The sequence below is a fragment of the Rummeliibacillus sp. POC4 genome (assembly GCF_003576525.1).
Lineage (GTDB): Bacteria > Bacillota > Bacilli > Bacillales_A > Planococcaceae > Rummeliibacillus.
In genome coordinates this window covers 45,166-59,736 of sequence record NZ_QWUA01000023.1, presented here as the reverse complement: position 1 = coordinate 59,736, position 14,571 = coordinate 45,166, and the positions used below count along the sequence as shown (strand labels likewise).

The 14,571-nt window shown below is 33.1% G+C and carries 15 protein-coding genes; 14 read left to right on the top strand and 1 reads right to left on the bottom strand.

Annotation, left to right across the window (positions count from 1 at the left end):
- Positions 1 to 180 precede the first annotated feature (180 nt).
- The 9 genes from D1606_RS09090 (at position 181) to D1606_RS09050 (ending at position 9,278) form a co-directional block, all read left to right on the top strand.
- Complete coding sequence (locus tag D1606_RS09090; protein WP_119415694.1) at positions 181 to 807, top strand: TetR/AcrR family transcriptional regulator; 627 nt, start codon at positions 181 to 183, stop codon at positions 805 to 807.
- Between the two features lie 15 nt (positions 808 to 822).
- Complete coding sequence (locus tag D1606_RS09085; protein WP_119415693.1) at positions 823 to 1,638, top strand: substrate-binding periplasmic protein; 816 nt, start codon at positions 823 to 825, stop codon at positions 1,636 to 1,638.
- 18 nt (positions 1,639 to 1,656) lie between these two features.
- A complete protein-coding gene (locus D1606_RS09080; protein ID WP_119415692.1) occupies positions 1,657 to 2,298 on the top strand; it encodes an amino acid ABC transporter permease in 642 nt (213 codons plus the stop codon).
- A 12-nt stretch (positions 2,299 to 2,310) separates the two neighbouring features.
- Positions 2,311 to 3,057 (top strand): amino acid ABC transporter ATP-binding protein, encoded by a 747-nt coding sequence (locus D1606_RS09075; protein WP_119415691.1) that lies wholly within the window; start codon positions 2,311 to 2,313, stop codon positions 3,055 to 3,057.
- 12 nt (positions 3,058 to 3,069) lie between these two features.
- Positions 3,070 to 3,492, top strand: a complete 423-nt coding sequence (locus D1606_RS09070) for an OsmC family protein (RefSeq protein WP_119415690.1) — start codon at positions 3,070 to 3,072, stop codon at positions 3,490 to 3,492.
- A 300-nt stretch (positions 3,493 to 3,792) separates the two neighbouring features.
- Positions 3,793 to 5,262 carry an alanine/glycine:cation symporter family protein gene (locus tag D1606_RS09065; protein ID WP_119415689.1) on the top strand — a complete coding sequence of 490 codons (1,470 nt, stop codon included), beginning with the start codon at positions 3,793 to 3,795 and terminating at the stop codon, positions 5,260 to 5,262.
- A gap of 179 nt (positions 5,263 to 5,441) precedes the next feature.
- Positions 5,442 to 6,263: a MerR family transcriptional regulator gene (locus tag D1606_RS09060; RefSeq protein ID WP_119415688.1), complete on the top strand. Its 822-nt coding sequence runs from the start codon at positions 5,442 to 5,444 to the stop codon at positions 6,261 to 6,263.
- A gap of 298 nt (positions 6,264 to 6,561) precedes the next feature.
- Complete coding sequence (locus D1606_RS09055; protein WP_119415687.1) at positions 6,562 to 8,091, top strand: AbgT family transporter; 1,530 nt, start codon at positions 6,562 to 6,564, stop codon at positions 8,089 to 8,091.
- 11 nt (positions 8,092 to 8,102) lie between these two features.
- Positions 8,103 to 9,278 (top strand): amidohydrolase, encoded by a 1,176-nt coding sequence (locus tag D1606_RS09050; protein ID WP_119415686.1) that lies wholly within the window; start codon positions 8,103 to 8,105, stop codon positions 9,276 to 9,278.
- Positions 9,279 to 9,476: 198 nt separating this feature from the next.
- Here the strand turns inward: D1606_RS09050 and D1606_RS09045 are convergent, their stop codons facing one another.
- A complete protein-coding gene (locus tag D1606_RS09045) occupies positions 9,477 to 10,298 on the bottom strand; it encodes an exonuclease domain-containing protein (RefSeq protein WP_119415685.1) in 822 nt (273 codons plus the stop codon).
- Between the two features lie 226 nt (positions 10,299 to 10,524).
- On the opposite strand from D1606_RS09045, the gene D1606_RS09040 reads away from it, so the two are divergent.
- The 5 genes from D1606_RS09040 to D1606_RS09020 all read left to right on the top strand — a co-directional run bounded on the left by D1606_RS09040 (position 10,525) and on the right by D1606_RS09020 (position 14,471).
- On the top strand, positions 10,525 to 11,031 hold the full coding sequence (locus D1606_RS09040; RefSeq protein WP_119415684.1) for a GNAT family N-acetyltransferase: 507 nt from the start codon (positions 10,525 to 10,527) through the stop codon (positions 11,029 to 11,031).
- Positions 11,032 to 11,109: 78 nt separating this feature from the next.
- A complete protein-coding gene (locus D1606_RS09035; RefSeq protein ID WP_119415697.1) occupies positions 11,110 to 12,084 on the top strand; it encodes an NAD(P)H-dependent flavin oxidoreductase in 975 nt (324 codons plus the stop codon).
- 179 nt (positions 12,085 to 12,263) lie between these two features.
- Positions 12,264 to 12,890: a class I SAM-dependent methyltransferase gene (locus D1606_RS09030; RefSeq protein ID WP_119415683.1), complete on the top strand. Its 627-nt coding sequence runs from the start codon at positions 12,264 to 12,266 to the stop codon at positions 12,888 to 12,890.
- Between the two features lie 160 nt (positions 12,891 to 13,050).
- Entirely contained in the window at positions 13,051 to 13,719 is a 669-nt protein-coding gene (locus D1606_RS09025) for a reverse transcriptase-like protein (protein WP_119415682.1), read from the top strand.
- A 140-nt stretch (positions 13,720 to 13,859) separates the two neighbouring features.
- Positions 13,860 to 14,471, top strand: a complete 612-nt coding sequence (locus D1606_RS09020) for a YdhK family protein (protein WP_119415681.1) — start codon at positions 13,860 to 13,862, stop codon at positions 14,469 to 14,471.
- The last annotated feature ends 100 nt before the right edge of the window (positions 14,472 to 14,571 follow it).

The window sequence follows — 14,571 nt, the reverse complement described above, 5'->3', positions numbered from 1 at the left end:
TGTCGGGAGTTAATTACTCCCTCCTACTCGATTTTGTGTAGCTGCGGTATTTTAATTAAATGAATAATTGGTAGAATTAAAAACTCCACATGTTATTCAAAAAAATAAGTCAAAACTATTGACTAATTTGTAGTAATTCTATAGGATTTAATTGACTAATGAGTCAGTCGAGGTGAAGAAATGACACAAGCAGATATTCGTAGACATGAAAGAGAACAGCAATTGATCAAAATTGCACTTGAGTTATTTGCAACTGTTGGGTATGAAAATACTAAAATTTCGGATATTGTAGCTAAAGCGAATGTTTCTCAAGGTACTTTTTATTGGTATTTTAAAAGTAAAGAAGCTATTGCTGAAAAGGTAATTGAAGATGGTAGAAAAAGAATTTTAAAAGCTATTGCTATTGGTTATAGAAATTCAAAAGCTTCCGTTCAAGAATCAGCCGTTTCAACAAGTTATTTATTTGAGCAAATATTTCAATTTGCTGAGGAAAACCCCTATTTAATACACATATTGTTAAAAGGAGTTCATACCCAGCCGTTACTACAACAAAAGGTCGATGAGATTAAATCCGAAATGGAAATAGCTTTTGCAAATAATATTGAACGAGCAAAACAATTGGATATGCTAAATCACTCAGTAGATTCTAAATTGCAAGCTGTTTTTATCATGAGTTTATTAGAAGGTGTGTTATCTCGGTGGTTATTTAGCGAACGAAGTGAAAATCACCCATTCACTGATTATTCATTAAAAGAAATAATCGAAAAAACCGTACATTTTGAATTTTTTGGTATTTTCGGTGTCTAAGCAGGAGGAAAAAAAGTGAAGAAAATAAAATGGCTTTTTGCAGTTGTTGCTACATCAGTTCTTGTACTAAGTGCTTGTGGTAGTACTGGGACAAAAAAAGAAACAAGCAATGATGAGCTTTCAAAGATTCAAAAGAATGGTGAAATGACTATTGGGATTATGGGAACATATGCACCATACAATTATATGGGGAAAAACAAAGAATACACAGGTTTTGATGTTGATATTGCAAAAGAACTAGCAAAACGCCTTGATGTTAAAGTAAAATTTGTGGCACAAGATTTTTCTGGATTAATCCCAGGTTTACAAAAAGGTAAATTTGATGCATTAGTAAGCCAAGTAACTATTACAGACGAAAGAAAAAAAGCAATTGATTTCTCAGATCCTTATATTACAAACGAAGTAAAAGCAATCGTGAAAGAAAGTAATGGTGATATAAAATCTGTAAATGATTTTAAAGGTAAAACAATTGGTGTTGGTCTTGGTACTAATGATGAAACATATTTACGTAATGATTTAATGCCAAAAGTCGGCAATTTCAAAATTAATACTTATGATGATGTAATTACAACATTAAAAGATTTGGATGCTGGCCGCATTGATGCAACTATTAATAATGTCTTTGCATTAAAACCTATCGTTGAAGAAAATGGCTATAAGATTAAGGCTGTTGGTGAAGCAATTAAAGCTGACAAAGCAGCGGTAGCTGTTAAAAAAGGAAATCCTAAATTCGTAAAAGCGATTAATAGTGCATTAGAAGATATGAAAAAAGATGGTACTTATAAGAAAATCTTTGTTAAATGGTTTGGAGAAGAACCTCCAGCAGAATAAAGAAAGTAGGAAGAAAACATGGATTTAATCATTGAAAATATCCCATTTCTATTGAAAGGGGCATATTACACTTTACTGATAACCGTGGTATCCATGTTCTTTGGCTTAATAATAGGCTTACTTGCTGCGATTGCTCGTATAAAGGGCAATCGCTTTCTGCGTAATATAGCAAGAGTCTATGTTTCGATTATTCGAGGAACACCACCACTGGTGCAAATTGTCATTGTCTATTATGGTTTAGTAGATTATGGGATAGAGCTTGGACCATTAACAGCGGCGTATATAGCTTTAAGTATCAATATTGGTGCATATGTATCAGAAGCATTTCGTGGTGCCATTCAATCTGTACCAAAAGGACAAACAGAAGCTGCACTTGCAACTGGAATGACTGAAAAACAAGCGATGCGCCGAATCATTATTCCTCAAGCGATTCGATATGCAATCCCTCCACTTGGAAATACATTTGTTGGAATGTTAAAAGAAACATCTTTAGTTTCTGTCATTGCAGTAACAGAACTAATGCGTTCTGCTCAATTATTAGTTGCTCAATATTATGTTTACATGCCATTCTATCTTTCAATTGGAATTATGTATTGGGGAATGAGTACATTCTTTACTTTTATATTAAATAAAGTAGAAAAACGCTTATCGGTCTACTAGGAGGTGCAGAAGATGATAGAAATTGAACAATTATACAAAAATTATGATAGTCATGAAGTATTAAAGAATTTAACTTTATCCATTCCTGCACATCAAGTAGTAGCCGTTATCGGTCCAAGTGGATCAGGTAAAAGTACATTCTTAAGATGTATTAATGGGTTGGAGAAAATTACGCAAGGTAAAATATCAGTAAATGGCCATGTAATTGATGCAAAAGCATCGAAAAAGGAATTACAAAAAACTATATATGCCATTAGACAAGAAACGGGTATGGTGTTCCAACAATTTAATTTATACCCACATAAAACTGTTATAGAAAATGTTATGGAAGCGCTAATAGTTGTAAAGAAATTGCCAAAAGCGAAAGCTCACAAGATAGCTTCAGATTTACTAGAAAGAGTTGGATTATCAGATAAAGAAAATAGCTATCCTTCTCAAATTTCAGGAGGACAACAACAACGTGTAGCTATTGCAAGAGCTTTAGCAATGGAACCACAGCTTATGTTATTTGATGAACCTACTTCAGCACTTGATCCTGAACTAGTAGGTGAAGTATTAAAAGTGATGAAAGATCTAGCAGAAGAAGGGATGACAATGATCATTGTCACGCATGAAATGAACTTCGCAAAGAATGTGGCGAATCGTATTTTGTTTATGGCAGATGGTGTAATTGTTGAAGATGCAGAACCAAAAGCATTTTTTGAACACCCACAAACTGCAAGAGCACAACAATTTTTACATCAGGTTAGTGAATTCTAAGGAGGAGAAAATATGCAAATTACAGCAAAATGGCAGGGGGGACGTGCTTTTGAAGCAGTAGGAGCATCTGGATATAAAATGGCTATGGATGCTACCTCAAACTATGGTGGGAATGGGCAGGCTCCAACCCCAACAGAAATGCTTTTAAGTGCATTAGCAGGTTGTATAGGTATTGACGTTACAATGATACTAAAACCTCATTTAGAAAAGATCACAAAATTAGATATTGTAGTAGATGGAACAAGACGTGAAGAAATGCCAACAGCTTTTACAGCTGCACATCTAACTTTTAAAGTCGATGGTGATATCGATGCTCATAAAGTATGGAGAGCCATCAAATTAGGTGAAGAAAAATATTGTGCAGTTTCTGCCTCATTAAAAGCAGATATTACGCATTCATTAATATTAAATGGAAAAAACATACCGTTTGAATAAAGAAATATTAAAAAAGAGTAAAGAGATAAATTGTCTCTTACTCTTTTTTAATCTATAAAAATGATTTTAAGAATAATAAGTGATTTAAGAAGAATTATATATAAAAAAGAATTCTAAAGAAGGAAAGTAAAATTGGATGAAGAATCGAAATAAAAAAAGCAATGGCATTAATTCTAACAATAATAATCTCATTTTGATATAATTTCTGTGAATTATATCATTTTTTTAAAAGAATTATATTGAATATTTAAAATCATCAGAATATAATTATTTTTATAGTAAAAAGAAGGGGTGTAGTTTATGGAGGAAATAGTTTCAAAGATTAATGATTGGTTATGGAGTCCAGTGCTAATTTATGGAATTTTAGTAGCTGGGCTAATTTTTACATTTAGAACAAAGTTTATGCAAGTACGATTCTTTAAGGACATGTTTGTTCAATTAGTAAAAGGTGAGAAATCGTCATCTGGTGTATCTTCATTTGAAGCATTATCAATGGCGCTAGCCGGACGTATTGGTGTGGGGAACATCGCAGGTACGGCAACTGCAATTGGCTATGGTGGGCCAGGCTCGATCTTCTGGATGTGGGTTTTAGGGTTTATAGGTGCTGCAACATCTTATGTCGAATCAACGCTAGCTCAAATTTATAAGGATGAGAAAGATGGAGTCTATCGAGGAGGTCCCGCTTACTATCTTTATAAATTTACGCAAAAAAAATGGATAGGAATGATTTTTGCTGTTGTAGGCGTAATAGCTATGGCTGCATTAATGCCTTCTGTTCAAGCAAACTCAATTGCAGGAGCAATGGATAATGCTTTCCATATCCCAGCATGGGTGACGGGTGCATTTTTAGTCGTATTAATAGGTGTTATTATTATTGGAGGACTTAAACGTATTGCGGCAGCTGCATCAATCATTGTCCCATTCATGGCGGCGGCGTATATTATAATGGCTATTATAATCATTATTTTAAATTTTGATAAAATTCCAGAAGTGTTTGGTTTAATCTTCTCAAGTGCATTTGGTCAAAACGAAATGTATGGAGGTATTATAGGTGCAGCAATTGCCTGGGGAGTTAAACGTGGTATTTATGCCAATGAAGCTGGACAAGGTACAGGTTCACATCATGCAGCTGCAGCAGAAGTATCACATCCGGTTAAGCAAGGATTCGTTCAAGCTTTCTCAATTTACTTTGATACTTTCCTAATATGTACAGCAACCGCATTTATCGTATTATTTACGGGTGCTTATAACGTTCAAGATGAAAAAACAGGGAAATTTTTAGAAGAAAATATTCCGAATATTCAACCAGGCGAAGCGTTTACACAATCAGCAATTGAACAAGCATTCCCACTTGCTGGTTTTGGTTCAGGTTTTATCGCTATAGCATTATTGTTCTTTGCTTTTACTACTATTATGGCATATTACTATATAGCTGAAACAAACTTAGCCTTTATGTTAGAAGGAGCTAAACTAAAAATCTCAATTCGTGTCATGCAAGTAGTGTTCTTAGCTTTATTATTCTACGGATCAGTAAAAACGGCAGCTATAGCTTGGGCGCTTGGTGATGTTGGTCTCGGCTTAATGGTGTATGTAAATGTTATTGGGCTGTTGTTCTTAGTAAAACCAACGCTAATTGCATTGAAAGACTATGAGGAGCAGAAAAAACAAGGTTTAGATCCTGTATTTGACCCTCGTAAATTAGGCATTGAAAATGCAGATTATTGGGAAAAGCGTTTAGAAGAGAAGGAAGAAATGAAAGGCGCTGTGTAAGAGAAATTTTATCAAAAATATGGATCTGCTCCTCTTTTGAGAGGGGCAGATTTTTTGATTCTAATAGTATAAATCTCTTTATTAATGTTACACTTTTATTAAAAAGAAAGAAAATATTGTAAAAATATTGTGTGAGAATTTATAATAGGATTAAGAGAAATGTAGAAAGAGGATAATTCATGAAAAACAAACTATCTATTGGTCAGATGGCGCGGTTGAATAATGTTTCTATAAAAACACTTCATTATTATGATGAGATTGGATTGTTTAAACCGATTGAAAAGGATGTAGGAACTGGATATCGGTATTATTCAGTCGAACAATTCAAGCAACTCGATATAATATTGTGTATGAAAATGATTGGTGTACCTTTAAATGATATAAAAAAGCAATTAGAAAATCGCAGTTTAGATGATTTTATATCGGTGTTAGAAAATGTTCGGAATATTACGCGTGAAAAAGTTAATGTATTAAAACGAATTGAAAAAGGATTGTATTCACGAGTAAGGGAGTTTGAAAGTACTATAAATGAAAAAAACATAGGAAGACCCTACTTTCAGCGTATTAGTTCACATAATATTCTACGCGTAAACAAAAAAATGGACTCATTTAAGGAGATAGAAGTAGAGTTACGTCATCTAAAATCGCATTATGAACATATTGTGCCTATTGTTATAGGGAATGTTGGTTATTTAAAAAATATTGAGGATTGTCATGACAAACTAAAAAATTCCTATGAAGGATTTTTTATAATAGTTGAACAACCATTACATATGAAAATGGATTTGTTAACAGAGATAGAAGAAGGGGATTTTGCGATTATAAGGTGGAGAGATGAATCTGGGGACGATCAAAAGCATATAGAAAAGCTTTTACGATATATAAAAGTTCATAATTATCAACCAGAAGGTCCTTTATACATTCGAAAAAATGTAGATGGTATCATTTCCAACCGAACAAAAGAAATACGAGTAAAAATCACACCATTAACTATATGCTAAAGAAAAGTTTATCCTCTACTCTTCCGATTCTAAAATCTCCATCAGCTTTCTTATACTATAAAAGTAAAAGATTAATAGATTCAATTTAAAACTATAACAACTCTTAACGATGGAGTTTGGTTATAGTTTTTTTATTAGAATAATACTTTTATTTTCGACATAACCTTATAAAATCAATCAAATAATAAAGATATTTTGTTAAATGTTACAAAAAAATCTTATTTTGATGAAATTTAACTATATTAATATTTTTAAATATTCAGTATAATAATAATATCCAGACAAAAGGAGGGACCTTATGCAAGATATTGTTAATGTACGAAAGAAAAAAACGATGATTGAACGATTTTTAGATGGAGTTGAAAAGGCAGGAAACAAATTACCAGATCCAGTCACCCTTTTTGTAATAATGGCATTCATCGTATTAGGGTCGTCTTGGATATTATCAAAGTTTAATGTTTCAGCAGTGAAACCCGGTACAAATGAAAAAATTGCAGTTGTCAATTTACTCGATCAAGAAGGTTTAATAAAGATAATTAATGAAATGCTTACAAATTTTACATCCTTTCCGCCATTAGGAATGGTAATTGTGACGATGTTAGGGATTGGATTAGCCGAACAAACGGGCTTAATCGCTGCATTAATGAAGAAATCAGTTATGAGTGCACCACAAAAATTAATCATACCATTTTTAATCTTAACAGGATTGGTTGGGAATTTAGCAGCAGATGCAGCATTTATTGTTTTACCTCCGATTGCTGCTTTAATATTTATGAGTATTGGGAAAAATCCACTTGTTGGTTTAATCGTTACATATGCAGCTATTGCTGGAGGGTTTAGTGCAAATCTTTTAATAAGTTCACTTGACGTTTTACTTCTTGGGATAACGGAATCTGCTGCTCGACTAGTAGAAACAGGTTATACGGGTAGAGCAACGATGAACTATTATTTTTTAATTGCATCTACATTTGTATTAGTTGCATTGGGTACATTTGTTGCACATAAATTTACAATACCAAGATTTGGTGATTATAAAGGGAATGTTGAAAAACTTGAACCTATTTCTTCTCTAGAAATGAAGGGGCTTAAATGGGCAGGCATTATAACAGCAATTTATGTTCTAATAATTTTAATCGCTGTTGTACCATCAAATGGTATTTTAAGAAATCCAGAAACAGGTGGCTTTTTATCATCACCTTTTATGACAGGAATCGTCCCAATTATGCTATTCCTGTTTTTATTGCCAGCTTTGGCATATGGAATTGTCACCAAAGTGATTAAAAGTGATAAAGATGTAGCAGATAAAATGTTCAAATCAATAGCAGATATGTCTTCCTTTATTGTACTGGCATTTGTAGCTGCGCAGATGATTGCATATTTCGGTTGGAGCAATATAGGTCCAATTATGGCGATAAAAGGTGCAGAAGCATTACAGGCTATGAATTTTACTGGATTGCCAATGATTATTGGTTTCATCATTATCTGTGCAGGTATTAATTTATTAATTGCTAGTGCATCTGCAAAATGGGCTTTATTAGCACCTATTTTTGTTCCAATGTTTATGTATTTAAACTATAGTCCTGCTCTAACACAAGCCGTTTATCGTGTAGGAGATTCTATCACAAATCCAATTACACCGATGTTAGCTTATTTTGCAATCTTATTAGCCTTTGCGAAAAGATATGATAAAAATATTGGAATCGGTACACTTATTTCTGCATTACTTCCTTATTCAGTTATTTTTGCTATTGGATGGATTATATTATTTAGTATTTGGTTTTTACTAGGACTTCCTTTAGGACCTGGGGATTCAATTTATTTAAAGTGAGGCGAGGATGAATGGAAAAGCTATTTAGAATATTAGAAGATGCTTTTGGCGAAATGGTTGAAATACGTAGGTATCTTCATGAAAATCCTGAATTATCTTATCATGAAGTGCATACGCCAAAATACATCGCTGACTATCATCGTGCATTAGGTCATGAAGTTAGAGAAGGTGTTGGGGGCCGCGGAGTAGTTGCAAAATTACAGGGTGCTAAACCAGGAAAAACAGTTGCCCTTAGAGCTGATTTCGATGCGTTAGCTATTCAGGAGCAAAACGATCTACCCTATAAATCAAAAGTGGATGGCGTTATGCATGCTTGTGGTCATGATGGGCATACTGCAACGCTTCTAGTCTTAGCAAAAGCTTTAAATAAGTTACAAAGTGAGATAGAAGGTACAATTGTTTTTATCCATCAGTTTGCAGAGGAAATTGCTCCAGGTGGGGCAATTGCGATGATAGAAGACGGCTGTTTAGAAGGTGTTGACGTCATTTTTGGTACACATCTTTGGGCTACTGAGCCTTTAGGAAGGATTTCGATAAAAGATGGACCAATAATGGCGGCTGCCGATGCTATTGATATAACTGTTAAAGGCAAGGGTGGACATGGTTCAAATCCGAGCGATACTAAAGATTCAATAGTTATTGCGGCACAATTTATAACAAATCTTCAGCAATTGGTTTCAAGACGAGTAAAACCAATAGAACCTGCAGTTGTATCTATTGGGCATATCGAAGCATTAAATCCATTTAACGTAATTGCAGATTCAGTCAAGATGAAGGGGACAGTTCGAACATTTGATGAATATACAAGAACATTACTTGAAGAAGAGATTGAAGAAGTTCTAAAAGCATCTTGCTATTTAACAAAAGCAGAGTATGATTATCGTTATTCCAGGGGTTATCCAGCTGTGATGAATCACGAAGCAGAAACTAATTTTCTAGTTGAAATCGCTCCAAAAGTAAACGGAGTAGAAGAACTAAAAATATGCGAACCGTATATGGGTGGAGAAGATTTTGCATACTATTTGCAACATGTTCCAGGTACTTTCTTTTTTACAGGCGCCCAAAATCCAGAGTGGGATGAAACCTATCCTCATCATCATCCGAGATTTAATATTGACGAAAGAGCATTATTAATCGCTGCTAATGTCTTAGGAGCAGCTACTTTAAACTATTTGAAAGAAAAATAGATTATTTAGGAACCACAAGGTCGATTCAAGCCTTGTGGTTTATTTAAGTTCATGCAATGTATGTATAGGTTTGAAGAGAAAAGGGTGTCTTTTGACAGCCCTTTTATTCGTGTAAAATTATTAATCGTGTAGAAAAGAGGGAGAACATCTATTGTTTTAATATAAAGAGGGAATTTCATAATAATTTAACAGATTTATTTACTTAAAATAGGTGCGAACTTTTTCTTCAGGAATAATTTTAATAGCAAAACCATCTGCTTGCAATTGCTCGGCTTTTTGAAGTTTTGAGCTTTTTTGACCTGATTGTGCTTTTGGCCAGCTACTGTTACTAACAATAAGCATATCAGTTTGTTTTGTAACAGTATTGCTAAATATGCCACCATAAGATCGTATTTTCTTTGCAGCCATTGATCTAGTTAAACCTTCCAATCCACCTGTAAAAACAATTGTTTTTCCTTGGAAGTCGGTAGGAGAACTAAATGAGGAGTTTTGAACGGATAATTGTGATTGGTTATTTGTCAGTTTGCTAAGGGCAAAATCATTAAAATACTGTTCAAAACGTAAAATAAGTTCTGCAATTATTTCAGCTCTTTCTTTGTCTAATGAAATATTAAACTGTGATGCAATACTTTGTAGTGTATAAAATTGAAGATGCTTTAAGTTCTGTTTTGAAAATGAAAGAATATCGCCAAAATGACAGTATGGCATTAGCTTATTTATAGAAGTACACGCTTCTTCAATGACAGATTCATCAAAATCACGGTAATATGCTATCACAATTTGATTCGTTAACCAATGATTTAAAATGGGATAAAAATCCTCAAATGCAGATGAAAATCGCACCATATCTTCTGTAATACCATGATGAGAAGTATGGTATTCATCAAATGGTTGATCGGGATTAATATATGTAAATAGGGTATCTACTACCTGATTATCAACTATTTTTACAAGACCAATCGAGCAAATGCTATCTCTCCATAGATTGGCCGTCTCTATTTCAATTGCGATAAAATCCAATTAACTTCCTCCAGTAAATCTATAATGCAAACATTATACCAATAAGTTAAAAGAATGGGCTAAGAAATGTTCGAATTGGTGGTTACTTTTATTTTCAAAGAAAAAATGTTAAACAGCAAAAGACTAATTTATATTTTCATGTTCCTTTCTATCAAATTTATGTATATAATTCGATTAAATATTGAGAAAATATATATTAATCGAAATTATTTGTGAGGTTGATAGAATGGTAGAAATAAGGTTAGCAGAGGCAAGAGATGCTGAAAAAATGCTTTATATTCAAAAGAAAGTTATATCGGAAGGAAAATATTTAATAACAGAAATAGAAGAGTTTTTTCAAACAGTAGAAGGGCAATCTAAGTGGATTGAAGCTAAACAATTAAATAAAAGAGAAGTTATTTTTGTAGCAGAAATTCAAGATGAGGTGGTTGGATGGATTGTATTCCAATCACCATCACGAATAAGGGTAGCGCATACTGGAAGTTTTGGAATGATGGTTTTGAAAGATTATCGTCAAAGAGGCGTTGGGAAAGCATTACTAAAAGCATTATTAGAATGGGCAAAAGAAAATCCTTTAATCGAGAAGGTTTGTTTAGGTGTGTTCTCAACAAATGAAAATGCTATTAAATTATATAAAAATATGGGATTTAAAGAAGAAGGGAGAAAAGTAAGGGAAATAAAATTAAACAGAAACGAGTATATTGATGACATTTTAATGTACAAGTTTGTATAAAGTATTAATATAGGTTTTTTTATACTATAAACTGGTGGAAATGAATGAAGTTCTAAATGAGAGGGAGGCTGTTTGATGATGAAAACACGTGTAACTGAGATATTAGGTATTAAATATCCAATTATTCAAGGGGGGCTTGCATATTTAGCTTATGGAGAGTTAGCTGCGGCTGTTTCGAATGCAGGTGGATTAGGGCAAATTACTGCTGCAACATTAAAAACAGCGGAAAGACTTCGAGAAGAAATAAAAAAAACACGTTCATTAACAGATGAACCATTTGGTGTGAACTTTGCTATTTCACGCCATGATGGAAAATATGAAGAATTGTTAGAAGTTGCAATTGAAGAAAAAGTAGCTGCTATTTCAATTACAGGAGGAAATCCTAAACCAGTTTTAGAGAGATTAAAAGATGAACCAATTCGTAAACTTGTCCTTGTTTCAGGCGTTAGACAAGCACAAAAAGCTGAAGAGCTAGGAGCGGATATCGTGATGGCAGTTGGACAAGAAGGGGGAGGACATCTTGGTCGAGAAGATATTGGAACCATGGTACTTGTACCAAGAGTTGTTGATTCTGTATCTATACCCGTATTAGCGAGTGGTGGTATTGGAGATGGAAGAGGGTTACTTGCAGCACTTGCATTAGGAGCGGAAGGAATTGAGATGGGAACACGATTTATTGCAACAAAAGAATGTATTCATGCAAGCGATGTATATAAAGAAGCACTAGTTAAAGGAAAAGAAACAGATACTGTTGTCATTAAAAAATCTCTAGGAGCGCCTGCACGTACTATTAAATCACCTTTTACAGAAGAGATTATTCGTAAAGAGCATAACGGAGCTACGTATGAAGATTTAAAAGATTACATTAGCGGAAAAGCAAATTGTAATTATATTTATGATGGTAATTTAGAAACTGGTTTTGGGTGGGCCGGTCAAGTAATGGGGTTAATCAATGATGTACCGACAGTGCAAGAACTGATTGATGGAATGATTCAAACAGCTAATATTAAAAGAAAGAATCTTAAAGAAATATTTGAACAACCTAATATTTGAAAATCATTGCTTCCAGAAAACAGGTCATTATGGTAAAATCCAATTATTACATAAAAGGGGAGATTAATATGGAAAATACACTAATTTGTAACGATATCAATACTTTAGAAGGTAATATTAGCGAATAATCTTTAAAAATAAATACTCGATTATTCGCTTGAATAATTGGAGGAAATTGAATGTTAAACAAATTAGATTTTGATTTATGGGCAAACGAGTATGATCAAACAGTTAAAGTTAGTGAAGAAAATGATCAGTATCCATTTGCCGGATACAAAGAGATTTTAAATACCATCTACAACGAAATCATGCAGAAAGAACAATCCAATGTGTTAGATATAGGTTTTGGTACGGCTGTTATAACATCAAAGCTATATGAAAATGGTCATCAAATAGATGGAATTGATTTCTCAACAAAAATGATTGAAATAGCTAAACAAAAGATGCCACAAGCCAATTTAATGGAATGGGATATCTCGAATGGGGTCCCACATTTCTTAAGAGAAAATACGTATGATTCAATTTTAAGCACATACACATTACATCATTTAACGGATGACGAAAAAGTAATGTTCATCAAGAATTTACTATCGCTATTAAAAGATAAAGGAAAGCTATTCATTGGAGATGTTGCTTTTCAAACAAGAGAACAACTTAATACATGTAGAATTGAAAGTATAGATTATTGGGATGAGGACGAATTTTATTTCGTATTTGAAGAAATAGCTTCTAAGTTAAGAGATTTTTGTACATGTGAATTTCATCCAATTTCCCAGTGCGGTGGAATTTTCGTTATTTCTAACTAAGTAATATCATATTAATCCTTTAAACTGTTGGTTAACTAGATTACTAGCTAATCAACAGTTTTTTATATACGAAAATTTAACTGAAACATTTATAAATTATGTTTACAATGGAGAAAATAAGTTAAAATATATTGAAAATATTTTAGTTGGAGGATATCATATGAACCTCATCATTGAATGGATTTACAAAACATCTAGAGGAGTAGAAACGGTATTTCGCTCAGAAGAAATATCGGCAGAGAAAGCATATAAAATAGCTTTAGATATAGAGAAAACAGGAAGAGTGAAGAACATAACATTTATAGATCAATTTGATAGTTCATGGACTATGAAAGAGCTAAAACGTTATTTAACGGAAGTGGAAGGAGAACCACATAATATTACAGTCTATTTTGACGGTGGTTATGATAGGGAAACGACTATATCAGGTTTAGGTTGTGCCATCTATTTTGAGCAAAATGGCAAGCCGTTTCGGGTTAGAAAAAATGCACAAACAGTAGGGTTGAAATCGAATAACGAATCCGAATATGCAGCACTTCAACTAAGTATTACAGAATTAGAATTATTAAATGTTAAAAACACAAATATTCGATTTATCGGTGATTCTCAAGTCGTGATCAACCAAATGAGTGGTGAATGGGCAGTACTAGAACCAGAGTTAATGAGTTGGGCTGACAAAATTGATAACAAGTTAAAAGAATTAGGCATTCAAGCAGAATATGAACATGTATCTCGAAAATTGAATGTAGAAGCTGATCGACTGGCAACTCAAGCAATACATGGTATAGAAATTATTGCACAAATAGAATTAATATTGGAACATGATTGATAGAAATTAGAATTTTTTCTCTATAAATTTTTTTATTGCGTTCTTCTATTGTTTAAAGAATGGAATATCGGGAATACTTTTCTCAAAGAGTATAAGTCCGATATTGCGTGAACATATAAGTGAAACTTGGAGGAAACAGCATGAAAAACAAAATGAAAATAATCATCTTTGTATTCACAGCGTTAATCACATTATCTGGCTGTGGCAATGTTTTAAAGGGAGAAAATATTGATGTAAACAAAAATGTGGATATAGCTCCTGATGATAATTTAAATTTAGATGACAAACAAACTGTAACAGAAGAAAATAATCATATGAATCATAACAATTCTGGTGTAGTTTTAGGAGATATTAAAAAAGCTAAAAATCCAACGTATCCAGTAGGAAGTCAAGTAATCGTTCAAGCCAATCATATGGTTGGCATGAATGGAGCAAAAGGAACGATTGTTGGTGCATATGAGACTAATGCCTACTCAGTCAGTTATAAACCAACTACTGGTGGAAAAGAAGTCAAAAATCACAAATGGGTGATTCAAGAAGAAATAAAAAAAGCAGCCGGTAAAATTCTACAACCAGGAGCGAAAGTGACCCTTGATGCAGACCATTTGCCAGGTATGAAGGGTGCTATTGCTACAATTGAATCTGGAATTCACACAACAGTTTACATGGTCAACTATAAGCCAACTACTGGTGGGAATGAAGTGAAAAATCATAAATGGTTGATTGAAAGTGAACTAGTAGCAAATATATAAAAAATTAAAAGAAATTTCTATGAGATTTTAAATAGAAGTTTCTTTTTTTGTGATAAAGATAGATTATATAATCTACTAATAACAATATGTTATAATGAGA